Annotated in this window: 25 protein-coding genes; 10 read left to right on the forward strand and 15 right to left on the reverse strand. The window is 55.9% G+C overall.

The features are described from left to right. Positions 1-37 precede the first annotated feature (37 nt). Positions 38-1,897: a protein translocase subunit SecD gene (gene secD, locus FKCLFG_RS13900; protein WP_472613669.1), complete on the reverse strand. Its 1,860-nt coding sequence runs from the start codon at positions 1,895-1,897 to the stop codon at positions 38-40. Positions 1,898-1,996: 99 nt separating this feature from the next. Next, complete coding sequence (yajC, locus tag FKCLFG_RS13905; protein ID WP_472613670.1) at positions 1,997-2,374, reverse strand: preprotein translocase subunit YajC; 378 nt, start codon at positions 2,372-2,374, stop codon at positions 1,997-1,999. A 359-nt stretch (positions 2,375-2,733) separates the two neighbouring features. On the opposite strand from yajC, the gene FKCLFG_RS13910 reads away from it, so the two are divergent. Further along, the gene (locus tag FKCLFG_RS13910; RefSeq protein WP_472613671.1) at positions 2,734-2,970 is read left to right on the forward strand and encodes a hypothetical protein; all 237 of its coding nucleotides are present in this window, start codon (positions 2,734-2,736) and stop codon (positions 2,968-2,970) included. A 101-nt stretch (positions 2,971-3,071) separates the two neighbouring features. Here the strand turns inward: FKCLFG_RS13910 and tgt are convergent, their stop codons facing one another. Both tgt and queA read right to left on the reverse strand, forming a co-directional pair. Next, on the reverse strand, positions 3,072-4,211 hold the full coding sequence (tgt, locus tag FKCLFG_RS13915; protein WP_472613672.1) for a tRNA guanosine(34) transglycosylase Tgt: 1,140 nt from the start codon (positions 4,209-4,211) through the stop codon (positions 3,072-3,074). Continuing rightward, positions 4,204-5,238: a tRNA preQ1(34) S-adenosylmethionine ribosyltransferase-isomerase QueA gene (queA, locus tag FKCLFG_RS13920; RefSeq protein WP_472613673.1), complete on the reverse strand. Its 1,035-nt coding sequence runs from the start codon at positions 5,236-5,238 to the stop codon at positions 4,204-4,206. The genes tgt and queA overlap by 8 nt, the downstream gene beginning before the upstream one ends. Before the next feature lie 168 nt (positions 5,239-5,406). Between queA and recG the strand changes: the two genes are divergently transcribed. Further along, on the forward strand, positions 5,407-7,524 hold the full coding sequence (recG, locus tag FKCLFG_RS13925) for an ATP-dependent DNA helicase RecG (protein WP_472615867.1): 2,118 nt from the start codon (positions 5,407-5,409) through the stop codon (positions 7,522-7,524). A gap of 379 nt (positions 7,525-7,903) precedes the next feature. Here the strand turns inward: recG and FKCLFG_RS13930 are convergent, their stop codons facing one another. Next, positions 7,904-8,311 (reverse strand): hypothetical protein, encoded by a 408-nt coding sequence (locus tag FKCLFG_RS13930; protein ID WP_472613674.1) that lies wholly within the window; start codon positions 8,309-8,311, stop codon positions 7,904-7,906. A 284-nt stretch (positions 8,312-8,595) separates the two neighbouring features. On the opposite strand from FKCLFG_RS13930, the gene FKCLFG_RS13935 reads away from it, so the two are divergent. The 5 genes from FKCLFG_RS13935 to FKCLFG_RS13955 all read left to right on the forward strand — a co-directional run bounded on the left by FKCLFG_RS13935 (position 8,596) and on the right by FKCLFG_RS13955 (position 13,344). After that, on the forward strand, positions 8,596-8,799 hold the full coding sequence (locus tag FKCLFG_RS13935; RefSeq protein ID WP_472613675.1) for a hypothetical protein: 204 nt from the start codon (positions 8,596-8,598) through the stop codon (positions 8,797-8,799). Further along, the gene (locus FKCLFG_RS13940) at positions 8,796-9,683 is read left to right on the forward strand and encodes a LysR family transcriptional regulator (RefSeq protein WP_472613676.1); all 888 of its coding nucleotides are present in this window, start codon (positions 8,796-8,798) and stop codon (positions 9,681-9,683) included. The genes FKCLFG_RS13935 and FKCLFG_RS13940 overlap by 4 nt, the downstream gene beginning before the upstream one ends. Positions 9,684-9,931: 248 nt before the next feature. Continuing rightward, entirely contained in the window at positions 9,932-10,936 is a 1,005-nt protein-coding gene (locus tag FKCLFG_RS13945) for a TRAP transporter substrate-binding protein (RefSeq protein WP_472613677.1), read from the forward strand. A 185-nt stretch (positions 10,937-11,121) separates the two neighbouring features. Further along, the gene (locus tag FKCLFG_RS13950) at positions 11,122-12,327 is read left to right on the forward strand and encodes a CaiB/BaiF CoA transferase family protein (RefSeq protein ID WP_472613678.1); all 1,206 of its coding nucleotides are present in this window, start codon (positions 11,122-11,124) and stop codon (positions 12,325-12,327) included. Positions 12,328-12,375: 48 nt separating this feature from the next. Next, the gene (locus FKCLFG_RS13955; protein ID WP_472613679.1) at positions 12,376-13,344 is read left to right on the forward strand and encodes a hydroxymethylglutaryl-CoA lyase; all 969 of its coding nucleotides are present in this window, start codon (positions 12,376-12,378) and stop codon (positions 13,342-13,344) included. Positions 13,345-13,402: 58 nt separating this feature from the next. Here the strand turns inward: FKCLFG_RS13955 and thpD are convergent, their stop codons facing one another. The 6 genes from thpD to FKCLFG_RS13985 form a co-directional block, all read right to left on the reverse strand. After that, positions 13,403-14,326, reverse strand: a complete 924-nt coding sequence (gene thpD / locus FKCLFG_RS13960; protein ID WP_472613680.1) for an ectoine hydroxylase — start codon at positions 14,324-14,326, stop codon at positions 13,403-13,405. A 39-nt stretch (positions 14,327-14,365) separates the two neighbouring features. Next, positions 14,366-14,767, reverse strand: a complete 402-nt coding sequence (locus tag FKCLFG_RS13965; RefSeq protein ID WP_472613681.1) for an ectoine synthase — start codon at positions 14,765-14,767, stop codon at positions 14,366-14,368. Beyond that, positions 14,764-16,056, reverse strand: a complete 1,293-nt coding sequence (gene ectB, locus FKCLFG_RS13970; protein ID WP_472613682.1) for a diaminobutyrate--2-oxoglutarate transaminase — start codon at positions 16,054-16,056, stop codon at positions 14,764-14,766. Before ectB ends, FKCLFG_RS13965 begins: the two co-directional genes overlap by 4 nt. 53 nt (positions 16,057-16,109) lie before the next feature. Continuing rightward, the gene (gene ectA / locus FKCLFG_RS13975) at positions 16,110-16,631 is read right to left on the reverse strand and encodes a diaminobutyrate acetyltransferase (protein WP_472613683.1); all 522 of its coding nucleotides are present in this window, start codon (positions 16,629-16,631) and stop codon (positions 16,110-16,112) included. A gap of 329 nt (positions 16,632-16,960) precedes the next feature. Next, entirely contained in the window at positions 16,961-17,509 is a 549-nt protein-coding gene (locus tag FKCLFG_RS13980) for a MarR family winged helix-turn-helix transcriptional regulator (RefSeq protein ID WP_472613684.1), read from the reverse strand. Positions 17,510-17,690: 181 nt separating this feature from the next. Next, a complete protein-coding gene (locus tag FKCLFG_RS13985) occupies positions 17,691-18,308 on the reverse strand; it encodes a LysE/ArgO family amino acid transporter (RefSeq protein ID WP_472613685.1) in 618 nt (205 codons plus the stop codon). Between the two features lie 133 nt (positions 18,309-18,441). On the opposite strand from FKCLFG_RS13985, the gene FKCLFG_RS13990 reads away from it, so the two are divergent. After that, entirely contained in the window at positions 18,442-19,338 is an 897-nt protein-coding gene (locus FKCLFG_RS13990) for a LysR family transcriptional regulator ArgP (RefSeq protein WP_472613686.1), read from the forward strand. Between the two features lie 25 nt (positions 19,339-19,363). On the opposite strand, the gene FKCLFG_RS13995 is transcribed toward FKCLFG_RS13990, so the two are convergent. The 3 genes from FKCLFG_RS13995 to FKCLFG_RS14005 form a co-directional block, all read right to left on the reverse strand. Further along, the gene (locus FKCLFG_RS13995; protein WP_472613687.1) at positions 19,364-20,215 is read right to left on the reverse strand and encodes a PA4780 family RIO1-like protein kinase; all 852 of its coding nucleotides are present in this window, start codon (positions 20,213-20,215) and stop codon (positions 19,364-19,366) included. A 105-nt stretch (positions 20,216-20,320) separates the two neighbouring features. Next, a complete protein-coding gene (locus tag FKCLFG_RS14000) occupies positions 20,321-22,774 on the reverse strand; it encodes a penicillin-binding protein 1A (protein ID WP_472613688.1) in 2,454 nt (817 codons plus the stop codon). Positions 22,775-22,915: 141 nt separating this feature from the next. Continuing rightward, positions 22,916-23,392, reverse strand: coding sequence for a C40 family peptidase (locus tag FKCLFG_RS14005; RefSeq protein ID WP_472613689.1), 477 nt, complete (start codon positions 23,390-23,392; stop codon positions 22,916-22,918). A gap of 279 nt (positions 23,393-23,671) precedes the next feature. Between FKCLFG_RS14005 and FKCLFG_RS14010 the strand changes: the two genes are divergently transcribed. Both FKCLFG_RS14010 and FKCLFG_RS14015 read left to right on the forward strand, forming a co-directional pair. Then, a complete protein-coding gene (locus FKCLFG_RS14010) occupies positions 23,672-24,064 on the forward strand; it encodes a hypothetical protein (protein ID WP_472613690.1) in 393 nt (130 codons plus the stop codon). A gap of 8 nt (positions 24,065-24,072) precedes the next feature. Then, a complete protein-coding gene (locus tag FKCLFG_RS14015) occupies positions 24,073-24,318 on the forward strand; it encodes a DUF6139 family protein (protein ID WP_472613691.1) in 246 nt (81 codons plus the stop codon). Between the two features lie 172 nt (positions 24,319-24,490). On the opposite strand, the gene FKCLFG_RS14020 is transcribed toward FKCLFG_RS14015, so the two are convergent. Then, complete coding sequence (locus FKCLFG_RS14020) at positions 24,491-25,720, reverse strand: type II secretion system F family protein (RefSeq protein WP_472613692.1); 1,230 nt, start codon at positions 25,718-25,720, stop codon at positions 24,491-24,493.

Raw genomic sequence — 25,720 nt, forward strand, 5'->3', positions numbered from 1 at the left:
ATTAAAACTGGCTAAACTGACGTAAGCACAGAACCGTTTAATGTTCCGGCTTCCAGACCGTCCCAATCGACAGACTGGTCAGTTTTTTCTTGCGGCCGTACCACAGATTGGCCAAACCACGCGAGACGAACACCGAAGAGAAAATCGAGGTCACGATGCCGATGCAATGCACCACCGCGAAGCCGCGAATCGCGCCGGAACCGAAGATCAACAACGCCAGACCGGCAATCAGAGTGGTCACATTGGAGTCCAGAATGGTGGCCCAGGCCCGATCGAAGCCCATTGCTATCGCCACTTGCGGCGAGTGTCCGGCCCGCAGCTCTTCCCGAATCCGTTCGTTGATCAGCACGTTGGCGTCGATTGCCATACCGAGCGTGAGCGCAATCGCGGCAATTCCCGGCAAGGTCAAGGTCGCCTGCAGCATCGACAGAATCGCCACCAGCAACAGCAGATTGGTCGACAGCGCGAACACGCTGAACAGACCAAACAGCATGTAATACACCGTCATGAAAGCGGCCACTACCAGAAAACCGTACATGGTCGAATCAAAACCCTTCTTGATGTTTTCAGCGCCGAGCTGCGGGCCGATGGTGCGCTCCTCGATGATTTCCATCGGCGCCGCCAGCGAACCGGCGCGCAGCAGCAGGGCCAGGTCGCTGGATGCCTGGGATGAACCTTCGCCGGTGATCTGAAAGCGCGACCCGAGTTCATCCTGGATGGTAGCTACCGTCAGCACTTCGCCGCGATTTTTCTCAAACAGCACGATCGCCATCAATTTACCGATCTTGCCGCGGGTGGCGTCGCGCATGCGGCGCCCGCCGTCGCCGTTGAGATCGATGCTGACCGATGGCCGGTTGTTTTGATCGAAGCTGGCAGTGGCGCTGGCAATATAGTCGCCGGTAATGATCGGCTCCTTGTACAACACCACCGGCGCGCCCTTGCCGACCTTGAACAGCTCGGAGCCAAACGGAATCGCGGCGCTTTCTTCAGTGCCGCGGGTAACTGTTTCGTCGACCAGGCGAACTTCCAGGGTCGCGGTGCGGCCGATGATGTCCTTGGCGCGCGAGACATCCTGCACGCCCGGCAATTGCACCACGATCCGGCTGGCGCCCTGGCGCTGGATGATCGGCTCGGCCACGCCGAGTTCGTTGACGCGCTTGGACAGGGTCGTGATGTTCTGCTGCACACCGTCATCCACGGTTTTCGTCAGGGCTTCCGGCTTCATGCGCAGCACCAGCTTGAGTTCGCTGCCGCTGCCGCTCACATTGAACGTCAGCTCACTGAGTTGCGACGCCAGCTCTGCCTGCGCTTTAGCCAGGGTGGGCTGATCGCGGAACAGCAGTTCGAGCGTATCGGCGCTGCGGGAAAGACCGTTATGACGGATGTTTTTATCGCGCAAAATGCTGCGAACACTGGCTTGCAGTCCTTGCAGACGCTTGTTAAGGACCGCCTTGGTATCGACTTCCATCAGGAAATGCACGCCGCCGCGCAAATCGAGGCCGAGGTACATCGGCAGCGCATGGAGGCTTTGCAACCAGCCTGGCGTATTCGGCAACAGGTTGAAGGCGACGGTATACACCGGGTCCACCGGGTCGGTGTTGAGTGCTTTCTCCAGCAATGCCTTGGCCTTGAACTGGGCATCGGGATTGGCAAAGCGGGCCCGCACCGAACCCTGATTGCCAACCGCATCAAAGAACACGCCGCCAGTGGCCATGTCATTGGTTTTCAAAATCTGTTCTACCTGCGTCACCAAGCCGGTATCGACCTTGATGGTGGCTTTGGCGCTACTGATTTGCACTGCGGGCGATTCGCCAAAGAAATTCGGCAGCGTATACAACACGCCCAGCAGCAGCGCAAAGGCGATAACGAGATACTTCCAGAGTGGATAACGATTCATATTGATTCAATGTTCAGGGTTGGCCGCCGGGCAGAAATGGCCTGGGTGACTTGGATGGCCGGAACTCCGCACAGCGCGCGCGAACCGGCACACACAGCATCAAATCGATTTGATCGTGCCCTTTGGCAGCAAAGTGGCGATGGCCGCTTTTTGGATCACGATTTCGGTGCCATTGGCGATTTCCAGTGTCACATAGACATCAGTCACTTTGGTCACGCGACCCAGCATGCCGCCGCTGGTGATCACCTCGTCGCCCTTGGCGATGGCTGCCATCATGGCCTTCTGCTCTTTTTGACGTTTCATCTGCGGACGGATCATCAGAAAATACATCACCGCAAACATCAGGATGATCGGCAGAAAACTAGTCAGGTTGCTACCCAAACCCAAAGATTCCAGTGGGCCTGATTGTGCAAATGCATTAGAAATAAACAAGGCGTACTCCAGTTGGTTGTTATAAACAGGCAGGCATTTTAGCATTCAGGCATGGGTTTCCTGACACGCGGCCCTATGACGGCAGGGCAAACCAGCGCCAGCATTCGACATGGCACTGGCCAGAAATTCATACAGGCAACAGTATTTTTAAAGTCGCAATGAAAATATGCGTGAAATGCTATTTATTTGCACATACTGTGCCAATATTTGTTATCTGAGATTGGACATTGCCCATACTTTCCCCAATTATGGCGTGCGTAACATGAGTTATTAATTTGGGGTGTGCTGCGACACAACAGTTCCGCTTGAAAATTATTTGTATTCGTTGTCAACCGGACTCAGAAGCGCTGCGTTATCTGCACTACGTAGCGATTGTCTACGGACCCAACCAAAAGGACTTTAGCATGAACAAACTTATCGCAACTTTAGTAGCCGCTACTTTCGCAATGGGTACAGCTTTTGCAGCAACTCCTGCTGCTCCTGCAACTCCTGCTGCTGCAAGTGCACCGGCCGCTACTCCAGCCGTGCCAGCTAAAGCCGCTGCGAAAAAATCCAGCCACATGAAAAAAGCCAGCCATACCAAGAAAATGAAGCATGCAGCAACGAAAAAATCAACTCCTGCTCCAGCGCCTGCTCTGTAATAAGCAATAACGCACGACCGCTAAATAAAAAGCCCGGAGTTGCCAGTTTTCATAAACTGTCAACTCCGGGCTTTTTATTTTTGTAGCTGCAATTGCAATGATCAGATTCCGCGCGAGCGCTCCGTGCGGAAGCGCAGCACAAAAACCGAAAATTGTTGCGCGTCGATGGCCGAGCGCATTTCACGCATCAGCTGCAAGTAATAGTGCAGGTTATGGATGGTATTCAAGCGCGCGCCCAGAATTTCGCCGGTGCGGTGCAAATGGTGCAGATAAGCGCGTGAAAAATTGCGGCAGGTGTAGCAATCGCAGGTTTCGTCGAGCGGCTGCTCGTCGTCCTTGTAGCGCGCATTCTTGATCTTGATGTCGCCAAAACGGGTGAACAGCCAGCCGTTGCGCGCATTCCGGGTCGGCATCACGCAGTCGAACATGTCGATGCCGTTGGCTACGCCAGCTACCAAATCTTCCGGCGTGCCGACTCCCATCAAATAATGCGGTTTGTCGGCCGGCAGCCTTGGTCCGATGTGCGCCAGCATGCGCATCATTTCTTCTTTCGGCTCGCCCACCGACAACCCGCCGATGGCAATGCCGGGAAAACCGATGTCTTCCAGACCGGCCAGCGATTCGTCGCGCAAATGTTCGAACATGCCGCCTTGCACGATGCCGAACAGCGCATTCGGGTTTTCACCGCCGACAAATTCATCCTTGGAACGTTTAGCCCAGCGCAACGACATGCGCATCGATTGGGCCGCCTCGTCGAGTGTGGCCGGACGGCCATCGATTTCATACGGCGTGCATTCGTCGAACTGCATCACGATGTCGGAATTGAGTGCGCGCTGGATCTGCATCGAGACTTCCGGCGACAGGAACAATTTATCGCCATTAATTGGTGATGAAAAATGCACTCCTTCCTCGGTGATCTTGCGCATCGCACCCAGCGAAAACACTTGAAATCCGCCGGAATCGGTCAGGATCGGCTTGTCCCATCCCATGAAGCGATGCAGGCCGCCAAATTTTTTCAGCACCTCGACGCCGGGGCGCAGCCACAAGTGAAAGGTATTGCCGAGGATGATCTGGGCGTCGATCTCCTTGAGCTCCAGCGGCGACATTGCCTTGACCGAACCGTAAGTGCCGACTGGCATAAAAATCGGCGTTTCGATCACGCCGTGGTTCAGCGTCAGGCGGCCGCGGCGGGCCGAAGTTTGACCGCTGTCGTCGGTTTTAAGGAGTTTAAAATCAAGCATGGTTTTTTGTAGTTAAAAGCATCGCATCGCCGTAGCTGAAAAAACGGTAGCGCTGGGTGATCGCGTGGGAATAAGCGCTGCGGATAGTGGCATAGCCGGCAAAGGCCGACACCAGCATCAGCAAGGTCGATTTCGGCAGGTGGAAATTGGTGATCAGGCGCGTCACCGTTTTAAACCGATAGCCGGGCGTGATGAATAGCGCAGTATCGGCGCTGCCGGCGACAAGCGTGCCGGATTGCGAGGCCGACTCCAGCGCGCGCAGGCTGGTGGTACCGACCGCCACCACGTCGCGCCCGGAGGCTTGGGCGGCCTGCACCGCATCCACCGTGGCTTGCGACAGCGTGTACCACTCGCTGTGCATCTGATGTTCGGCCAGATTTTCAGTGCGCACCGGCTGAAAAGTGCCGGCGCCGACGTGCAGCGTCACGAACGCGAACTGCACGCCCTTGGCGCGCAACTTATCGAGCAAGTCCTGATCGAAATGCAGGCCCGCAGTCGGCGCCGCGACCGCGCCGAGTTCTTTCGCATACACGGTCTGGTAACGGGTTTCGTCGAAAGCATCGGCGGTGTGCTCGATATACGGCGGCAATGGCAGCCGGCCGTGCGCCTCGATCAGTTCGAACACGTCGGACGGAAAGTTCAACGTATAGAACTCGCCGACCCGCACGCCGACCGTGACGTCGAAAGCATCGGCCAGGCGGATGGTGCTGCCGATTGCCGGCGACTTGGAGGCGCGGATTTGCGCATGGACGGCGCGGCTATCCACCACGCGCTCGATTAATACTTCGACTTTTCCACCGGTGGCTTTCACCCCGAAGAAACGCGCTTTCAGCACCCGGGTGTCATTGAACACCAGCAGATCGCCAGCGGTGAATTGATCGGTAATATCGGCAAACCTGCGGTCGATCAGCGTGTCGCCATCGACGTGCAGCAGGCGCGAAGCACTGCGCTGCGGCAGCGGGGTTTGCGCAATCAGTTCCGGCGGCAGGTCGAAGTCAAAGTCGGATAAGGAGTAATTGGGATGCATCGTGTGTCTTGAATTGATAATTCCGGAGAATTAGGGAGCCTGCCGGAAAATTAACTGTATTTAATCACAGCATTAGTCTTGATCAGTACAATAGATACAGGTAAATTATCTGTATCTATTGTAAATAGCCGGCTATTTTACGCCCTAGGCGGTCCATTGATGAGCCACATGCCAGAACCAAAGCAAATACCCGCTGCCGCGCCGGCGCCATCAGCCCCCAAAAAACCTGCGTCCTCAGCGCTGGGCAAAATGGCGGACAAGCTGGCCAAACTTGGCCTGCGATCCAGCATGGATCTGGCGCTGCATCTGCCGCTGCGCTATGAGGATGAAACCCAGGTGCTGTCGATCCATGAAGCCGGCCTGCACTTTGGCCAGCCGTCGCAGGTCGAAGGCGTAGTCAGCGGCTGCGAAGTGCAATACAAGCCGCGCCGGCAACTGCTGGTGACGCTTGCCGACGATTCCGGCCAGTTGGTGATGCGCTTTCTGAATTTTTACGGCAGTCAGCAAAAGCAGCTGGCCGAGGGCGCCCGGTTGCGGGTGCGCGGCGAACTGCGGCACGGCTTTTTCGGCCCCGAGATGGTGCATCCGACTTACAAGATCGTGATTCCGGGAGCGCCGCTGGCAACGGCATTAACGCCGGTCTATCCGGCCGGTGACGGCCTGTCGCAAAGCTTTCTGCGCCGCGCAATTGCTGAAGCGCTGGAGAAGCTCGATTGGCGCGACACACTGCCGCCGGCGCTGCTGGAAAATCTCGGCTTGTCGGCCTTCGAGCCCGCGATTCGGCTGCTGCACAACCCGCCGCCGGACGTCGATCAGCATAGTCTGATGGAGCGCACCCATCCCGCTTGGGAGCGGATGAAATTCGATGAATTGCTGGCCCAGCAGCTATCTCTGAAACGTTCGCAAGCGGCCCGCCGCAAAGTCAATGCACCGGCGCTGAACAGCATCGGTCAACTGTCGAATGCGTTCCTGATGACGCTGCCGTTTGCGTTGACTGGAGCGCAGGAAAAAGTGCTGGCCGAAATCCGTGGCGATTTGCGCGCCGCCTTCCCGATGCAGCGGCTGCTGCAGGGCGACGTCGGCAGCGGCAAAACCGTGGTGGCGGCACTGGCCGCCGCGCAGGCGATCGACAACGGCTACCAGGCGGCGCTGATGGCGCCAACTGAAATCCTGGCCGAACAGCATTTCCGCAAGCTGGCTAGCTGGATGGAGCCGCTCGGCATTCAGGTTGCCTGGCTGACCGGCAGCCTGAAAAGGAAAGAGAAGCTGGAAGCGCTGGCACAAATCGAGTCCGGCGCCGCGCAGCTGGTGATCGGCACCCACGCGCTGATCCAGGACGCGGTGCAATTCGCCCGGCTGGGGCTGGTGATCGTCGATGAACAGCACCGCTTCGGCGTCGGCCAGCGCCTGAGCCTGCACAACAAGGCCGCCAACGCGCAGTCCCCTGACCTGACGCCGCATCAGCTGATGATGAGCGCCACGCCGATCCCGCGCACGCTGGCGATGACGTATTACGCCGACCTCGAAGTCTCGGTGATTGACGAACTGCCGCCCGGCCGCAGCCCGATCGTGACCCGCGCCGTCGACCAGAACCGACGCGAAGAAGTAATCGCCCGGGTCCATGCCGCGGCCCTCGAAGGGCGGCAAATCTACTGGGTTTGCCCGCTGATCGAGGAGTCCGAAGCGCTGCAACTGCAAACCGCAACCGACACCCACGCCACGCTGACGACAGCATTGCCCAGCCTGCAGGTCGGCTTGGTGCATGGCCGCATGAAAGCGGCCGAAAAACAGGCGGTGATGGATGCTTTCACCCAAAACCGGATGCAGGTGCTGGTCGCCACCACCGTGATCGAAGTCGGGGTCGATGTGCCGAACGCGTCGCTGATGGTGATCGAACACGCGGAACGCTTCGGCCTGTCGCAATTGCACCAACTGCGCGGCCGGGTCGGGCGCGGCACGGCAGCTTCAGTTTGCCTGCTGCTGTACCAGAGCCCGCTGGGCTGGGTCGCCAAGCAGCGCCTGATGACGATGCGCGCCACCACCGACGGCTTCGAAATCGCCCGCAAGGATCTGGAAATCCGCGGCCCTGGCGAATTTTTAGGTGCGCGCCAATCGGGCCAGGCAATGCTGCGCTTCGCCAACCTGGAAACCGACCAATGGCTGGTAGAAAAGGCGCGCAATCTGGCGCAGTTTTTATTGCAAGACAAATCGGAGGACAGCGCGCGCATTGTAAGAGCGCATCTGGCGCGCTGGCTGGGCGAACGAGAGGATTTTTTGCGGGTATAAACCCAGGGCAGGTTTGGAACCTGCTCCTATGACGCAACCGCAACCGGCACCTGAAATTACCCGGCAATTAAACCGCTTAACGTCCGCTTCAAAAAATAGTCTGGCAGATTTAAAGCCCCCAGTATTTTCTGGGTTTTTTTGAGAGTATGCTAAAAAACAATGGCATTGCCGCTTTATTTAAAACATTAAATAAAAATACCCTGTCTTAGCAAGTATGAAAATGTAACGGCTTTGCAGGCGTTGTGACGCTATGGGCAGAGCGTTTCAAGCTTTTAAACTGCGAATACGACAAGCGTATTGGTGATGCTCTCAAAACCGCAAAGTCTGCGCCGGTGCTGTCAAAGCAGCAGTTGGAACCTGGTTGGTGCGACCAACCGCACTATCTGGCAGCAGATACTAACGAGATAACATCACAACCTGACATCTTCTCCTGATTTCGCTCAATCTCTGCCAGCAGATTTATCAAGGTCTCTAGCCATGGGTAGCGCTGATAGCGCTGGGCTTTGTTCTTTACCTCTAGTTCAGAGATGACCTGCGGGGTCAAAATGCGCGGCTGGGTTCTGCTACATCCCCCGCCATTAAGTTGCGCACGTTTGCCCAGATAAGCGAGCGCGCACTGTCGTTTATATGCGCTGACGTCACCATAGCAACTGACAAAATCTTTGTTGTCATGGGGCCTTGCGATGTGTTGTAAATAACCTTTCCAGTCACCCTCACGGATTTCAATCGTCACCTCTTGTGGATAAACGTCGGACACTTGGTCATTTGCGTAAAGGACTGCTGACATATCACCTCCGCTGCTACGTTATTGAATTACTACGCTAACTTGTTATTCATCCCACCCAGAGTTCGCTTCAACAGTGCGTCCATCATTGTTTTTTCAGCCCGTACTGCCATTTCTTCGCACTATCACTTTCATATTAGTTAATAATTTTGTAACTGATACTGAGAAATAACAAGACAAGCGTCAATAATTCGGCGCGCCTAATAATCAACCGCCACATCTTGGAAAGGTTAAGGTGCAAGTCGCCACCAACTTGACTGAAGTTATGATAAAAATACCGAAAGCGATTGAACACGCAAAACACTTCGCCGGACTGGAAACCGAGCAATCACGGCTCGAAAAAGAAGGATTTCCAAGGGTATGAAACGGGAGTATGGACCCACCGAATCGAATTAGCGCAGAGCCCGAATTTAGAAAAAATGAGCGCGCAAGACGACCAAATTCTGGGCCTGAAGGCCGACAAGATTGCCATCAATAAGGCTAATACATGAAATTAGATCCCATTTCGCTCAGACTTTTTGTTGATATCGTAGAGGAGGGCTCTATCGCAGCGGCCGCGACGCGTCAACACATTGCGGCTTCTGCGGTAAGTAAGCGCATCAGCGACTTGGAAGATGTGCTTCAGACGCAATTACTGACCCGCACCAATAAGGGCGTGGAAGCGACGGCTGCGGGAATCGCTTTGGCGAACTTGGCGCGTGGCGTGCTTCACGAAATGGATGAAATTTACGTACAAATGCGCGATTACGCGACCGGGATTCGGGGTCACATCAGAGTGATGGCCAATATCTCTGCGATCACCCAATTTTTGCCAAGTGCCATCAAATCGTTTTTATCGGAACATCCGCAAGTACAAATCCATTTGCAGGAAAACATCAGCACCGTCATCACAAAAGCGGTCTTCGAAAACGTGGCCGATATCGGCATTTTTACCATGATGCCGCACGGTCAAAATTTGGAGATATTTCCCTACCGTGACGACGAACTCGTTTTGATAACGCCGGGAGAGCATCCGCTAGCTGGACGACGTTCCGTCACTTTTATGGAGACGCTGGATTACGATTATGTTGGTCTGCATACGGGAAGTGCAATTAATCTGCAGTTGATTAAATCTGCCGCCGATTTGGACAGAACCATAAGAATTGCCATCCAAGTTACCAGTTACGACGCTTTATGTCTGATGGTGCAAACCGGATTGGGAATCGGGGTGATGCCGCGCGCCGTTGCCCAACCGTATATAAAAGCACTGGGAATCCACGTGGTTACGTTGAACGAGCCATGGGCAAAAAGAGCATTAAAAATTTGCGTTCGTTCGCTGGCTGCTTTGCCGGTCGCTGCACAACTTCTCGTCAATCATCTGAAACAATCTGCGTAACGCGCTGCCATCGTGATGCACGATGGCAGGCTCTCGAAATACTGTTTTTCGATATTCTCTTCCTCGCGCATTATCCCGATAACGGCGCAGTCGTGGTTTTTCAAAAATCCGAGCATCACGCGCTCACGCACAATGCTTTTACACGCTGCGCTGCGCATTTTTGATGACTGCAATAGATACATTTATATGCCCGAATACAAAGCGTTAAAACGCAAACAAGACTTAAAAAGATTTCTAAGGAGACTGAAATGAAATTACGCAACCTCATCGCCGGACTTGCCACTTTTGTCGCTTTGACGAGTGCTTTTGCCCAACAGCCGCTGATTATCAAGTTTAGCCACGTTGCATCGAGTGATTCCCCCAAGGGCAAGGCGAGCGAATATTTTAAAAAAATATTGGAAGAACGCAGCAAAGGGCGCATCAAAATAGAGACGTATTCCAACAGCACGTTATATAAAGACAAAGAAGAAATGGAGGCATTGCAATTGGGCGCAGTCCAGATGCTTGCACCGGCTCCCGGCAAATTTGGGCCGATGGGAATCCGTGAATTTGAAGTCTTGGATTTGCCATTTTTGTTCGACAATATGGAAGAAGCGCGCAAGGTGACGGATGGCCCTATCGGTCAAAATCTGTTGCAAAAATTGGAAGGAAAAGGACTTGTCGGACTCGGTTTCTGGAACAACGGATTCAAGCAAATGACCGCAAACAAGGCGTTACACATGCCTGACGACTTCAAAGGTTTGAAGATGCGGATTCAATCTTCAAAGGTAATCGATTCTCAAATTCGCGCGCTCGGCGCGATACCGCAAGTGCTGGCGTTTTCAGAAATTTATCAAGCGTTGCAAACAGGCGTCGTCGATGGGGAAGAAAATCCAGCGTCGAATATCTACACGCAGAAATTCCACGAAGTACAAAAATACATGACGCTCTCCGATCATGGGTATCACGGATATGTCGTCGTTATGAACAAGCGATTTTTTGACGCGATAAAACCCGATTTGCGTACATTGCTAATGGGCGCGGTGAAGGATACGACGACGTACTTTAACGCCATTGCAAAACAAGAAAACGATCTCGCGGTTGACAGCATTAAAAAATCTGGAAAGACACAGATTATCCAATTGACGAAGCAAGAAAAAAACGCATGGAGAAAAGCGACGCAAATTACGCATCGGGAAATGGAAGGCAGGATCGGTAAAGAATTGATCCAGTCGATCTACAAAGAGACTGGATTTAATCCAAGCAAACTTTGATCGGATAGGCTCGACTTTCAGGATTTTTAAAAACACAAGATGTATTTAGCCCGCTATAAGGGACGTCTACATAGGGACGTCTAGATCCGAGCAGTTTTTGGTGGAGCGGCTGTAACCGCGATTGCTTACTTTGTTCTTAATTAGAATTCCGGCTGAATAATTACAAACTTTTTAGGATGATAAAAATGCCGAAAGACGACCAAAAAACGCCGCTAAAAGGCATAAAGGTGATCGAGCTCGGTAGTTTGGTAGCCGGTCCCTATGCCGGCGCTTTGCTGGCGCAATTTGGCGCGGAGGTTATTAAAGTCGAATCTCCCGGTGAAGGTGACCCGCTACGCAAATGGCGCAAGTTGCATGAGGGGACGTCCTTGTGGTGGTACAGCCAGAGCCGCAATAAGAAGTCGATAACAGTCAACCTGAGATTGAGCGATGGTCAGCAGATTATTCGCGACCTGGTAAAAACCGCCGACATCGTCATTGAGAACTTTAGACCAGGTTCTCTCGAAAAATGGGGCCTGGGCTGGGACGATCTTTCCAAGATCAACCCAGCGCTGATCATGATCCGCATTTCGGGGTATGGTCAGACCGGTCCTTACAGCAAGAAGCCTGGGTTCGCGGCAATCGCGGAATCGATGGGAGGAATGCGTTACGTCGCCGGATACCCGGATCGGCCGCCGGTGCGTTCCGGGATCAGCATTGGCGATACTCTGGCATCCCTGTATGGCGTGATTGGTGCGCTGCTGGCAATGCACCACTTGAAGGCGAACGAAGGCCAGGGCCAATATATCGATGTCGCGCTGTACGAATCCGTCTTCGCCGTGATGGAAAGTTTGATACCGGAATATGCGATGTTCAAACACATACGCGAGCGCTCCGGCGCCAGCTTGCCGGGGATTTCTCCATCGAATACCTACCCGTGCCGGGATGGTCGCCACGTCATTATCGCGGGCAATGGCGACAGCATATTTAAGCGCCTGATGATCGCTATCGGACGTCAAGACTTAGCGGAAGATCCGCAACTTGCGCATAACGATGGCAGAGTGCAACGCAATGAATTACTTGACGCCGCAATTGGGGGCTGGACTTCACAGCACAATTTAGCTGACGTCATGCAGATATTGGAAGCGGCGGCTGTTCCTAACGACAAGATATTCACGGCGGCGGATATTTGTGACGACCCGCATTATCAAGCGCGTGAAATGATTGAACATCACACCTTACCCGATGGCACTCCGATTTCCTTGCCTGGAATCGTCCCCAAACTGAGCGCAACGCCTGGCGTGACAAATTGGGTGGGGCCTAAGTTGGGCGAGCACACCACTGAAATATTGCGCTCGATCGGCATCGGCGAAGATGCGTTGGCCGAATTGCGATCTCGCGGTGTGGTGTAAGCGCACTCTTCGGAAACCTAATCGCTTTGAATTAACAGGAGAGCACTTGTGTTTACCCATTTTTCCGAGAAATTGATCGTTCAGGAAGTCGCGCCAAGGGATGGCTTGCAAATAGAGTCAACCTGGGTTGAGACAGGTGACAAGATTGCGTTAATCGACCGCTTGTCGAATGCAGGATTTTCACGCATTGAAGCGGGCTCGTTTGTTTCCCCGAAAGCGATTCCGGCGCTGCGAGATGGAGAGGCCGTTTTCTCTGGCATATTTCGCCAGCCGGGCGTCATTTACGTTGCCTTAGTGCCGAATCTCAAAGGTGGGCAGCGGGCGCTTGATGCGAAGGCCGATGAACTCAATCTCGTTATGTCGGCGAGTCAAACACATAATTTTGCCAATATGCGCATGACTTGCGAGTCGTCGCTGTCCGCGTTTGCAGATATTGTGCGGCACACGAAAGACACCTCGAATGCAACACTCAATGGCACGGTTGCTACCAGTTTCGGATGTCCATTTGAGGGGAAGATCGACGAAGACCGGGTAATAGCTCTGGTCGACGCCTATCTTACATTGGGTATTGGTGGAATTACCCTTGCTGACACCACCGGGATGGCCAATCCGCGGCAAGTGGCCAGGCTCATCACCCGGGTTTTAGAACGTGTGGGGAGTGATGCGCTTACGCTGCATTTACACAACACGCGCGGACTGGGTTTAGCCAATGTCTTAGCCGCTTATGAAGTCGGAGCGCGTCGATTTGATGCAGCGCTAGGCGGATTGGGCGGGTGTCCTTTCGCGCCGGGGGCCTCTGGGAATATTTGCACTGAGGATTTGGTCAACTTGTGCGACGAGATCGGCATTCCGACCGGGATTAATTTGGAAATGTTAATTCAATTGTCCCGCACTTTGCCAAGCTTGCTCGGCCACGCAGTGGCGGGCCAAGTAGCAAAGGCAGGACGCAATTGTGATTTACATCCTGCACCCGATAACATCGTTCAACTTGATGCTACGTTCAGTCAAGCTGCTTAACTGATAAGGCGCAATCGCGCACTTTCTACTGGGCAGTCAGTCAGATTCGGACGAAAAATCATGCAATCGTCAGCGGCTCAGGCTCCAGCGACGCCAGGTTGTGACGCGCGGCGATGAACTCGGGGCGCGGCTTCAATCCGCCCTGCGGCGCTTGCAACTGATTTTCGATACTGTTGTAGACAAAAAACACGTTGCTGCGCGGATAGGGCGTGATGTTGCTGTTCGACCCGTGCATGGTGTTGCAATCGAAAAATACGACCGAACCTGCTTTTCCCTTGCAAGACGTGATGCCGCCCATGTCCGCCAGGTAGCGCAGCAGGAGTTCGTCCGGCACGCCGTATTCCTGCTTCTTCAGTGATTGCTTGGTGTGATCAATCGGCGTTCCACCGGCACAGGAAATGAAGTGCTTGTGCGAACCGGGGATCAGCATCAGCGGGCCGTTGAATTCATCGTTGTCGGTGAGCTGAATCGAGCAGCTCAATGCGCGCATAGCCGGCATGCCGTCTTCGGTGTGCCAGGTCTCAAAATCGGAATGCCAGTAAAACTCCTTGCCGCTAAATCCGGGTTTGTAGTTGATGCGCGACTGGTGAATATAGACTTCACTGCCGAGTATTTCGCGCGCCACATTCAGCACGCGCGGGTCGCGCATCAGGCTGGCGAATACATCGTTCAGACGGTGCACATCGAAGATCGAGCGCACATCGCCGCTGCCCGGCTCCGCAATGACTTCGTCGCGGCCGGTCGCTGCAAAATCTGTGCGCATCATTTGCATTTCATCAAACAGGCTAGCTGCCTCGGCCGCCGTGAACAGCTCGGGCAGAAACAGGAATCCGTTCTCCCGGTAGGCATCGCGTTGCGCCGCGTTCAGCGTAGTGGAGGTGAAGGTGGCGCTTGGTTTCTGGCCGTAGACGACCGGCTCGCAGCGCGCCAGGATCGCCGGTGAAATCAGCGCGCGGCTCTTGTAATGGTCTTGGGATAGCATCTGATGCTCCTCTCTTTATTCGACGGATGATTTGACGAGTTATTCAACGGCTGCTGGCGCGGCGGCGTAGACGCCATCGGCGTCATGTACTTCGTTGCCGACCAGCGGCGGATTGAAGGTGCACACCAGCCGCAGGTCGCCGCCGGCATCGGCGCGCAGCCAATGGCGGTCGTTCTTGTTGAGCGCGTAAATGGTGCCCGGCTCGATGCGGAAAATTTCACCCGAAGGAATCAGCTCAACCTCACCACTGCCCTCGACGCAATACACCGCTTCCAGGTGGTTCTTGTACCAGATGTGCGTTTGGGTGCCGGCGAAGATGGTGGTTTCGTGCATCGAAAACCCCATCCGGTCGTCGCGCAGCAGCAGACGGCGGCTGGCCCAGGTTTCGGTTTTTACGTCGCGTTCGGTATTCAGGATGTCTTGCAGGCGTCGTACGATCATGCTGTCACCTCTATATTCTTTACTGCAGTGGCGCTCAGATCACTCACCGTATCGGCCAGCGCCTGCTCCAGGATGTCCAGGCCAGCCAGCAGCTGTTCCGGTTCGATGGTCAGCGGCATCAGCAGCTTGATTACTTCATCGCTGCCGCCCGAGGTTTCGATGATCAATCCGTTCTGGAACGCCAGCGTGGTAACGCGGTCGGCCAACTCCGGATCTTTAAATGCCAAGCCCTGCATCAGGCCGCGTCCGCGTCGCATCATTTCAGCAGCCGGATACGTTTTCACCAGCTTGTCGAGATAGGTGGCGACGGTCTGCGCTTTCTTGTCGATCGATGCCTGGAATTTGTTGTCGCTCCAGTAATGGTCAAGCGCTGCGGCGGCGGTTACAAACGCCATGTTATTGCCGCGGAAGGTGCCGTTGTGCTGGCCCGGCTTCCACACGTCGTGCTCAGGTTTGATCAGGACCACCGACATTGGCAGGCCGTAACCGGACAGCGATTTCGACAGGGTGATCATGTCGGGCTGGATGCCGGCTGGCTCGAAACTGAAGAAAGTTCCGGTGCGACCGCAACCCGCTTGGATGTCATCGACGATCAGCAAAATTTCATGACGGCGGCACAATTGTTCGATTTTTTTCAGCCAATCCAGGCTGGCGAAATTCAGGCCGCCTTCCCCTTGGACGGTTTCAAGAATAATCGCGGCCGGAAAGTCGACGCCGCTGCTGGGGTCAGTAATGAGCTTGTCGAGCATCGCGACGGTATCGATATCCGGGCCGAAATAGTTGGAATACGCTGCATGATGCACGTCTGTCAGTGTCGCGCCAGAGGCATCGCGGAACTTGCGATTGCCGGTCAGCGACAGCGCGCCCAGCGTTACGCCATGAAAGCCGTTGGTGAACGAAATCACATTCTGGCGACCGGTCACATTGCGCGCCAGCTTGATCGCGGCTTCCACCGCATTGGTGCCGGTAGGGCCGGTGAATTGCATTTTGTAATGCATTTTGCGCGGTTTCAGGATGCGTTCTTCAAACGTGCGCAGAAAATTTTTCTTGGCCGCAGTGGCCATGTCGAGCCCTTGCACCACGCCGTCTGTGCCCAAATACGCGATCAGCGCTTGTTTCAACACGGGATTGTTGTGGCCGTAGTTCAGGCTACCGGCACCGGCCAGAAAGTCGATGAACTCGCGGCCATTTTCGTCGGTTTGTACAGCGTTTTGGGCTTTGGTGAAAATAGTTGGGAAGGAACGGATATACCCACGAACCTCGGATTCCAGTTTATTGAATGTACGCATCATGCTTCTCCTTAGGGGATGGAATGGATGTTGACTATCGTCTTGCCGTCAAGCTACGCGGTCCAGGGACCGATTTTGTAGAGACGTTCTTCTTCGTGCCCACTCTCGCCGAAATCGTCGGCGCTAAACAGAGTGGTGGTGGGACAGCCTGCAGCATGCTGCAAGGCAAAATTGGTAAACAATCGGTTGGATGCGGTGTTGCTGGGGCTGACGGTGGTTTCCATCCAGCGCAGACCGCGCGGCGCGATGCAGTCGGTAAGCAAGTGCTGCAGCATGCGTCGGCCCAGTCCCTGCCCGCGCTGCTGCTTTGCTACCGCGACTTGCCATACGAATAGCGTGTCCGGCTGCTCGGGCGGAATGTACGCGGTGATAGCGCCGACAAGTTTTCCGTCGGCTTCCGCCACCACGCTGGTGTGCGCATGGTGCAGGCACAGCAGAAAATAGGCATAAATTGAATTCAGGTCGAGCGGCGGGCAAGCCGCGATCAGACCATGCAGCGCCGCGCCGTCGCGTTGCTGTGGTTGCCGTAACGTCAGCTGACTCTCTGACGCTGGATCGGATATTGGTGTATTCAAGTGCTGCTCTCCTTTTGTAGACAAAAACGCTCTCACGGCAGGCTTCAGCCGCAGAATGTATTTGCTGGTGAGGAACCTCATCGCTGCACAATGCAGATGAGGGGCGATCTTGCTCACAGTGCTGCTTTTGCGCATGCTGCGAGTGCGGCGAATAGTGTTTCGCCTTGTTGTAGCGAATGTGATGCTGTTGTTCGGCGATGCGAAGACGCTAGCTTAGGGCTTGCATCGGCCCAAGTCTGTACGCCAACACACAGCAAGGCAGTTGGAAAAAACCAAACCCAAAGAAATCAGGGCGCAGCTCGGAGAATCAAATACGAGTCAAATAAGAGTCAAGCAACGCCGGCAGGCGCCTTAACTTCAAGCAGAGTAGCGAATTGCTCCAACACCACCACCAACGTATGTTGATCATCTTCCGGCAACGCGCCAAGCGCACTGGAAAAACCTTGCGGCAGCGCCGACGGCGCATTGTCGACCAAGTGCTGGCCAACCGCCGTTACGCTCACAAAGACATTGCGCCGGTCGCGGGTATCGCGTTCGCGGCAGACCAGCTTCTTTTCTTCCAGCCGGTCAACGATGCCCACTACAGTGCTTGAACTCAGGTGTATTGCCCGCCCGATCGACTTCAGCGTACTCGGCCCCAACTGGGCAATCGCCATCAGCGCTACCAGTTGCGGCGATGTGATGTTGTGGGTTGTCTTGAGCCGCTTGGAATGTTGCTCCACGCACTGCGCGATACGACGCACGCTTTGTAAAATGCGGATTGAATCATTTACGGCTACAAGTTTGGTGGCATCGTTCATGAGCGCCACTGTAACGACATCCTGGCTTCCTGTCTCGCCCCACAGCAACAATCCCGGCGTTTCTGTTTTTTGTTCCACTGGACTCCAAATAAAGAGCCACCATTGTATATTAATAACAATCCATGTCAAATCATCTCAATTCATATCATTTCAATGCGAATGATTTTAAGTGTGGAAATATGGATTGAAGAAGCTTAAATACATTCCTGTAATCAGCCTGTTTTCAGCGCGCTTGATTGCTGCGTGCGCCCCGCCCGCATCAAGCCACGCTGCCCAGCGCCAGCGTCCCGGCCAGAACCAACATCACCGCGCCGATCATGCCGTCCAGCACGCGCCACGCCAGCGGCCGTGCGAATAACGGCGACAGCAGGCGCGAGCCGAAACCCAGCAGCACAAACCACAGGACGGAAGAGGTCATCGCGCCCAGCGCGAACCACAGCTTGCCGGCGCCGGCCTGTTGCGCACCCACCGCGCCCAGCAACACCACGGTATCCAGATATACGTGCGGGTTTAGCAGCGACAGAACGACGACGGCCGTGACTGCCTGCGCGGCGCTCATGACGACGGCCTGCCGATTCACCTGCAACGCATGATTTGCCCATGCCGCACGCCAGGCACGCAATCCATACCAGCTCAGAAAAGCCACGCCACCCCACTGCGCCAGCCCCAACAACACAGGATTGCCGCCTATGGCCGCACCCATGCCGGCGATCCCGACGCCGATCAGCAGCACATCGAGCACGATGCACACCAGCACCGTCAGGCCGACATGCTGTTGCCGCAAGCCCATGCGCAACACATGGGCGTTTTGCGAGCCGATCGCGATGATCAGGCCGGCACCGAGGCCGAGACCTTTCAGGTAGAACGGAAGCAGCATGATGGAATCCTGTATGCGATTGAACGATGGACACCATTTTGCTTTTGGGCTCACAATTAATGAAGCAGAATTAATTTAATTAGTGAATCATTAAAAATTCTTAATATAGAGCCACTTTTCACACCAAAACCCCATGAAATTCGATCCCAGACAATGCGAAGCGGTACTGGCGGTGATAGAGACCGGCAGCTTCGAGCAAGCCGCCAGCCGCTTGCATCTGACCTCGTCGGCAGTCTCGCAGCGGGTGCGGGCGCTGGAAATGCAGCTCGGCAGCCCGCTGCTGGTGCGCAGCCGGCCGTGCCGCGCGACGCAGGCCGGTCAGCGCCTGCTGCAATATCTGCGCCGTGCGCAATTGCTGGAACAGGATTTACAAGCGGAATTTGCCGGCAATCAGTCGGCACCGCTGATGCTGGCCGTGGCGGTCAACGCCGACAGCCTGGCCAGCTGGTTCCTGCCGGCGCTGGCGGAATTTTTAATCCGCGAGCAGGTGCTGCTGGATCTGACGGTGGACGACCAGAACCACACCTACGCGTTGCTGGAAGCCGGTCTGGCGCTGGGCTGCATTTCGACCGAGCGGCTGCCGATGCGCGGCTGCGTCACAGAAACGCTGGGGGTGATGCGGTATCGCTGCATGGCCTCACCCGGCTTCCGTCAGCGCTGGTTTCCGCAGGGAATGAACCGCAGCTCCGCACGTTTGGCGCCGGTGCTGACGTTCGACCGCAAGGACCGCTTGCAGGCCGATTTCCTGCTGCAGCATTTCGGCCTGACGGCAGACGCTTACCCTTGCCATACCATCCCGGCCTCGGAAGCGTATATGCAGGCGGCGCGCCTGGGACTGGGCTGGGGCATGGTTCCGGAGGTGCAGATGGCGCATCTGCAGGATAGCGGTAGGCTGGTCGAGTTGGTCGATCTGGCGCCGGAGCAGCCGACCGATGTCGAACTGTTCTGGCACCACTGGAAGGTGCAATCGCCGCGTCTGGAGTTGATGTCGGCCACCCTGGTGCAGGCGGCGCGGCAGGTGTTGCTGTAATGATGCTGGTTCGGCGCTAGTTTAATTAACCCGCCAATTCCTGCCGGTAGCGAATGCGCGCCTCTTCCTCCAGTCGGGCATCCTCGATCTCGCGCAGCACGCCGTCGACATCCACCTTGCGGTTATCTTGCTTGACGCGGCCCGTCAACGGAGTCTCTGGCGTGAGCAAACCGGCCTGATACAGGGCCCAGATTTCCTTGCCGAACTGCGAAACCAGCAGCGCGGGGGCGAACTGGCCGAAGTAATTTTTGAGATTATCCACATCGCGTTCCAGCATCGGCCCGGCGTTGGTATTGCCGGCCGCATCGACCGCTTGCGGCAAGTCGATAATCACCGGCCCGTCGGCATCGACCAGAATGTTGTACTCGGACAGATCGCCGTGGATGATGCCGGCGCACAGCATCAGCACCACCTGGTGCAGCAGCAGCGCGTGGTATTCCAACGCCGTGGCTTCGTTCATTTCGACGTCATTCAGGCGCGGCGCCGCATTGCCATTGGCGTCGGTGAGCAAATCCATCAGCAGCACGCCTTCGAAGCAGATATACGGCGTGGGCACCTTCACGCCGGCAGCCGCCAGACGGTACAGCGCATCGACTTCGGCGTTTTGCCAGACTTCTTCCTGCATCTTGCGGCCGTAGCGGCTGCCTTTTTCCATCGCGCGCGCTTGCCGGCTATTCTTGACCTTGCGGCCTTCCTGGTAGACGGCGGCCTGTTTAAAACTGCGCTGGCTGGCGTCTTTATAGACTTTCGCGCAGCGGATATCGTCGCCGCAACGCACCACATATACGGTGGCTTCCTTGCCGCTCATCAACTGACGCACGACTTCGTCCAGCAAGCCTTCCTGCACTAGCGGTTCGAGTCTTTTGGGAGTTTTCATGAATTACGGGGCCCTCATTGGATTACATACAGGATTAGGTATTTTAAGTTTGCGCAATGAATATATGCGTGCATATCGCAGTTTTTACGCATACTCCACATTATTTCAATAGTAGTAGAGCGGCTCCCGCGGCGTTGGCGCATCGACTATTGACTCGTCGGTACTCAAGCCGGAGTCGGAGTTCGCATCCGGCCCGGACTCCGCCGGCAAGGCTTGCCTCTGCGGCAGCGTGCGTAATTGCTCCATCCAGTCCTCGGGAACAGGTTCTGCTGCTGGCGCTGCTGGTGCTGTTGGTTCTGCTATTACCGGAGCCCGCTCTGGCGGCAGTTTACCGCCCGGGAATAGCGCTCTGGCATCGATCAGCCGCGCGTTCAAAGCGCTGCGGTAGAAGTCGCCCACCAGCAGCACCGCGTTGTGGCCGCCTTGGCCCCAGTAATTGCTGCGCATGGTAACGCGCGCATCGTTGAAGCCGACCCAGGCGCCGGCCACCAGATTCGGGTGCATCAGGATAAACCAGCCGTCGGTATTGTTTTGCGTGGTGCCGGTTTTGCCGGCGATATCTGCGCTGATGCCGAAGCGCGCCTTGACCGCCTGGCCGGTGCCCTGATTGACCGCGCCGCGCATCATGTCGATCAGCTCCACCGCCGATTCGGACGACATCGCACGCTGGCCTTTGGTCTCGAAAGTGACCAGCACATTGCCTTTGCGGTCGCTGATGCTTTTGATGAAAACCGGTCTGCGGTATTCGCCCTGGGCCGCAATGGTCGCATACGCCGACACCATTTCCAGCAAGGTCACCGGGCTGGTGCCCAGCGCCAGCGACGGCACTTGCGCCAGTTTGCTCTGGTTGATGCCGACCGCTCTGGCCAGCTTGACGATGCTGGGCAGGCCGACATCCTGCATGACCTGCGCGGTGATGGTGTTTTTCGAATACACCAAACCCTGGCGCAACGTCATGGTTTTGCCGCTTGCGCCCGACATGTCGGTGGGCCGCCAGATGCTGCCGTCACCGGCGCGGATATCGATCACGCTATCCTGGTACGGCCGATCCGGACGAAAACCTTTCTCCAGCGCGGCGCCATACACGATCGGCTTGAAGGTCGAGCCGGGCTGGCGCTCGGCTTGCGCCACATGGTCGAACTGGTCGCGCCGGAAGTCGCGGCTGCCGACCCAGGCCCGCACTTCGCCGTTGTTCGGATCAATCGCCACAAAGCCGGCTTCCAGGCGCGTCTTGGCGGCCCGCAGCTTGGCGATGAAATTGCGATCTGCCTGCAGTTTTTTGAAGGCATCGGCGGCGCTGACGCCGGCGTCCAGCGCTTTTCTATATTCGGCCGATTCACGGATGAAGCTGTCCTGCAGCGCGCCATGGGTATCCCAAAAATAACGGAACGGCGCGACCTGCCGGCGCACGCTCGCATACACGGCAGTCGAGGTCGAGATCAGGCCGCCCTGGCTCTGCCCCCATTCCACATCGGCGATGTTTTGCAGCGCATCGGCCTGCCGCTCAACCGCGCGCAACGCTGCCTTCTGTAACCCGGCATCGAGCGTGGTATGGATAATCAAGCCGTCGAGCTGCAAGTCATACTCATTCTGATCGGCCCATTCGATCAGCCACTTGCGCACATGGGCGGTGAAATGGGTTTCTGTGCTGTCGGCCTGGTCGTATTGGCGATGAAAACGCACTCTCAGCGGCTTTTTCAGCAGCGATTTGTATTGGGCGTCGCGCAGATGCCCGTGCTTGTGCATTTGCCCCAGCACCACGTTGCGCCGCTCCAGCGAGCGCTCCGGGTTCAGCACCGGATTGTAATAATGGGTGCCTTTGAGCATGCCGACCAGCGTTGCGCTTTCCAGCACATTCAGTTTCGCCGCCGATTTATCGAAATAAGTGCGCGCCGCCATTTCGATGCCGAACGCGTTGTACAGGAACGGCACCGTGTTCAGATAGGTTTCGAGAATTTGATCCTTGCTGTAGGCGCGCTCGATTTTGAGGGCGGTAACCAATTCCTTAAGCTTGCGGCTGATGCTGCGCGACCGGCCGATCTCTTCCGGGAACAGATTACGCGCCAGTTGCTGGGTAATGGTCGAGCCGCCTTGGGCGTCGCCGCCCAAAGTATGCAAAACCGCGCCGGCGGTGCGCCGGAAATCCACGCCATGATGCTGGTAGAAACGGTGATCCTCGGTCGCAACCAAAGCCTGAATCACGTAGGGCGAGACTTGCGACAGCTTGATGCGCTGCTGCTGGCCCTGGTTGAAACTGGCTAATTGCACACTGTCGGCCGACAGGATCGTGCTCGCCTGCGCGGTGCGCGCCTGTTGCAAATCCTTGATGCTGGGCGTGGTGGGAATCAGTATCAGAATGTACAAAAACAGCAACACGCCCAGCGCCGCGCCGACCAGGCCGAGCATCAGCGCGCCGCGCCGCAGCGGCGGCTTGCCCATCAGATAAGCATGCAAAGCAGCAAACCAGCGCGCCAACCGGGGCACCCAGGTGGCGCGCAACTGACCAGCGCGCTGGCGTAGCAGATCCAGCATGCGCGGCAGGAATTTTTTTTCGTTCAAGTCGAACCTATCGGGGTTTTTCGGAGGAATCGGGGGGCGACGGAGCGCAGGCACAACATGATACAGGCGCATACCGGTGGGCGCAGGCAAGTCGCGCCCGGGCAAATGGAGCGAAGCATACACCAGAGCCCTGCACTATTTTTAATCAAAGTAACTGCGCGTCATTTCATAGCGTTGCGCGTAGTAGCGGTTATCGAGCCGGTCGATGCGCACCCGGCCGTTGGTCGATGGCGCATGGACGAAGCGCGCGTCGCCGATATAAATGCCGACGTGTGAAAACGAGCGGTTCATGGTGTTAAAGAAAATCAAGTCGCCCGGACGCACGCCGGAACGCGGGATTTCCCTGCCGCGCCGCGCAATATCGGCCGCGCTGCCGCTCACGTTCACGCCGGCTGCACGCTGATAGATATACGACACCATGCCGCTGCAATCGAGCCCGGCTTCCGGATTCTTGCCGCCAAAGCGGTAGCCGGTACCGATCAAGCCCAGCGCATAGAGGGCGACCTCGTTGCCTTGTTCGCTGGCCGCCGGCCGCGCTTGTTGCGGCGGCGTCGTGCTGCAAGCAGCCAACAGCATTGCCAGACACAGAAGAAGAAATTTCAATCGCGTGATTTTCATGCGCCAAGTATAGCGGGCAAGCACCACGCGGCACTGCTGCCGGAACACTTGCAAAGAGTTGAATGCGCGTTTGACATGTGCGCGATTCGACGTTTGATGCCGATTAGTTTGATGCTGCTTAATTTATCGCGATTTTTACCCAATTCCTAAAGCGGATTAAGGATATTCCGATACAAGCGCCACCGCTATTTCCCTACACTACCGATCTGCGTCCGGCGGCAACAGCGCTTGCGCCACGCCACATACCACTCATTAAAAAGGTTACTCAAACAAAAAATGATGCAAGCTGAACACAAAGAAACCGAACTTACCCAATACGATCCGAGCCGCATGCTGGATGCGGTGCTTAAAAAAATGCAATGGAAAAACGATGCCGCCCTGGCCCAAAAGCTCAACGTCCACGTCGATGTGATTCGTCGGATTCGGGCCAAGACATTGCCGCTCGGAGCGTCGATGTTGCTCTGGATGCAAGAAGCCACTGGCATCAGCATCGATGAATTGCGCCAATTAATGGGCGACCGGCGCGCAAAATTACGGACAAGTTGTACCTCAGCATTGAAGCCGCCCCGTTTTAACCGCTTCATGCCCCCAAGTCATTCGAGCGCATTGCTCGTCATACCGGGGCAATTGCAGCCGCAAGGTTTGAATATTTCCTGCCAACCTGGTCGATAGGAACAAGCATGAAGGTGGATATTTACCAAAGAATGGAAAGCCAGAACCGCACTTCGTATCTGGCAGTGCCGCAGGGCAAGCTGCTGCCGCAAGAAGTCACCAGCACCGATTGGCAGGCGGCCGAACGCGATATCGACCTGGAACAAGATACCGCCGAGCTGTTCAATTTAACGCTTGACGATGCCCTGGAGCAGATCGGCGCGAAAGGTTACGCGATCACGCATCTGCAAGATCTGCAAGCCCCGCCACCGTAGCGCATCCCTTTCACGCGATATACATGGATTGGTATTTTTTAATGTCGCAATGTTTATATACGTAATTTCCGGTGTTTTTTCACATACTCCAGCAATAATTAAATTACCCCATTCCCTCTCCCCAACCCTCTCCTGCACGCGGGAGAGGGAGTTTTTGCCCTCTTTCGTCCGCCTATTTTTTCAGCGCAACCTTGCCCATATCCCAGATCGGCAAGAAAATTCCCAGCGCCAGGATCAGCACCAGAATGCCCAGCGCGACGATCAGGATCGGCTCGATCTGCGAAGACAGCGTCTTGAGTTCGTAATCGACTTCACGCTCGTACATTTCGGCGATTTCATCCATCAAGTCATCGAGCTCGCCGGTTTCCTCGCCGACCGCAATCATCTGCAGCACCACCGGCGTGAACACGTCAGCCACCAGAGCGGTGCGCAAAATACTTTCGCCGCGCTCGACGCCGTCGCGCATTTGCTCGATGCGGCTGGCGATATACGTGTTGTCCACCGTTTGCGCAACCACATTCAGGCCCTGCACGATCGGCACCCCGCTCTTGCTGGACAAGGCAAAGCTGCGGGCAAAACGCGCCAGCGTGCCTTTCAGGATGATTTTTCCGACGATAGGAAAGCGCAGCTTGAGCTTGTCCCATTGGTATAAGCCCTTGGCGGTCGAAATAGTTGTCTTGAATGCAAACACCGCAGCGCCTATCGCCGCCAGCATCAACGGCCAATAGTGCACGGTGAATTCCGAGCTCGACATCAGGATGCGCGTCATCAACGGCAATTCCGCATTGAAACCGGCATACACCTTGGCGAAAGCCGGGATCACGAAGATATTGATCACGCCGATCGCCGCCAGCATCGCAATCATCACAAAGGACGGATAGCGCATTGCAGTGCGCACCCGTTCGCCCATCTCGCGCTCAAATTCAAGATGCGCAAACAGGCGCAAAAAAACCTCTTCCAGACGGCCGGTCATCTCGCCCACACGCACCATGTTCAGGTAAAAACTGGAGAACACGCTGGGATGACGGCGCATCGCCGCAGACAGTTCACGCCCGGCATCGAGCGACTCCCGGATGTCCTTGAGCACCCGTCCAAATGATTTATTGATGGCCGATTCCTGCAAACCCGCCAGGCCGCGCATGATCGGCACGCCGGCTTTCAACAGCGTATACAACTGCCGGCTGAACAGCTGAACGTCGATGGAGCGTACTTTTTCTTCGGTCAGGCGCGTCCACCAACCCACGTCGTCGCCGGTTCGCGGCTGGCTGGTTGCCGTGATATCGATCGGCGTGATGCCGGTATTGAACAACTGGCTGGCGACGGCGCTGCTGTCGACGCCTTCCAGCACGCCTTTGACCAGTTCGCCGCGGGAATTGCGCGCTTTATAGGCGAAGTAAGCCAT

The sequence above is a fragment of the Gelidimonas denitrificans genome, from assembly GCF_055694065.1.

Coding starts and splice junctions, on each gene's coding strand:
- FKCLFG_RS13930 (WP_472613674.1), bottom strand. CDS start 8,311: ATGTCAGCAGTCCTTTACGCAAATGACCAAGTGTCCGACGTTTATCCA.
- secD (WP_472613669.1), bottom strand. CDS start 1,897: ATGAATCGTTATCCACTCTGGAAGTATCTCGTTATCGCCTTTGCGCTG.
- FKCLFG_RS13940 (WP_472613676.1), top strand. CDS start 8,796: ATGAAATTAGATCCCATTTCGCTCAGACTTTTTGTTGATATCGTAGAG.
- FKCLFG_RS14005 (WP_472613689.1), bottom strand. CDS start 23,392: ATGAAAATCACGCGATTGAAATTTCTTCTTCTGTGTCTGGCAATGCTG.
- FKCLFG_RS13990 (WP_472613686.1), top strand. CDS start 18,442: ATGAAATTCGATCCCAGACAATGCGAAGCGGTACTGGCGGTGATAGAG.
- FKCLFG_RS14010 (WP_472613690.1), top strand. CDS start 23,672: ATGCAAGCTGAACACAAAGAAACCGAACTTACCCAATACGATCCGAGC.
- thpD (WP_472613680.1), bottom strand. CDS start 14,326: ATGCTATCCCAAGACCATTACAAGAGCCGCGCGCTGATTTCACCGGCG.
- FKCLFG_RS14015 (WP_472613691.1), top strand. CDS start 24,073: ATGAAGGTGGATATTTACCAAAGAATGGAAAGCCAGAACCGCACTTCG.
- FKCLFG_RS13965 (WP_472613681.1), bottom strand. CDS start 14,767: ATGATCGTACGACGCCTGCAAGACATCCTGAATACCGAACGCGACGTA.
- FKCLFG_RS13950 (WP_472613678.1), top strand. CDS start 11,122: ATGCCGAAAGACGACCAAAAAACGCCGCTAAAAGGCATAAAGGTGATC.
- FKCLFG_RS13995 (WP_472613687.1), bottom strand. CDS start 20,215: ATGAAAACTCCCAAAAGACTCGAACCGCTAGTGCAGGAAGGCTTGCTG.
- FKCLFG_RS13910 (WP_472613671.1), top strand. CDS start 2,734: ATGAACAAACTTATCGCAACTTTAGTAGCCGCTACTTTCGCAATGGGT.
- FKCLFG_RS13945 (WP_472613677.1), top strand. CDS start 9,932: ATGAAATTACGCAACCTCATCGCCGGACTTGCCACTTTTGTCGCTTTG.
- recG (WP_472615867.1), top strand. CDS start 5,407: ATGCCAGAACCAAAGCAAATACCCGCTGCCGCGCCGGCGCCATCAGCC.
- yajC (WP_472613670.1), bottom strand. CDS start 2,374: ATGCTAAAATGCCTGCCTGTTTATAACAACCAACTGGAGTACGCCTTG.
- tgt (WP_472613672.1), bottom strand. CDS start 4,211: ATGCTTGATTTTAAACTCCTTAAAACCGACGACAGCGGTCAAACTTCG.
- queA (WP_472613673.1), bottom strand. CDS start 5,238: ATGCATCCCAATTACTCCTTATCCGACTTTGACTTCGACCTGCCGCCG.
- FKCLFG_RS13985 (WP_472613685.1), bottom strand. CDS start 18,308: ATGCTGCTTCCGTTCTACCTGAAAGGTCTCGGCCTCGGTGCCGGCCTG.
- ectB (WP_472613682.1), bottom strand. CDS start 16,056: ATGCGTACATTCAATAAACTGGAATCCGAGGTTCGTGGGTATATCCGT.
- FKCLFG_RS14020 (WP_472613692.1), bottom strand. CDS start 25,720: ATGGCTTACTTCGCCTATAAAGCGCGCAATTCCCGCGGCGAACTGGTC.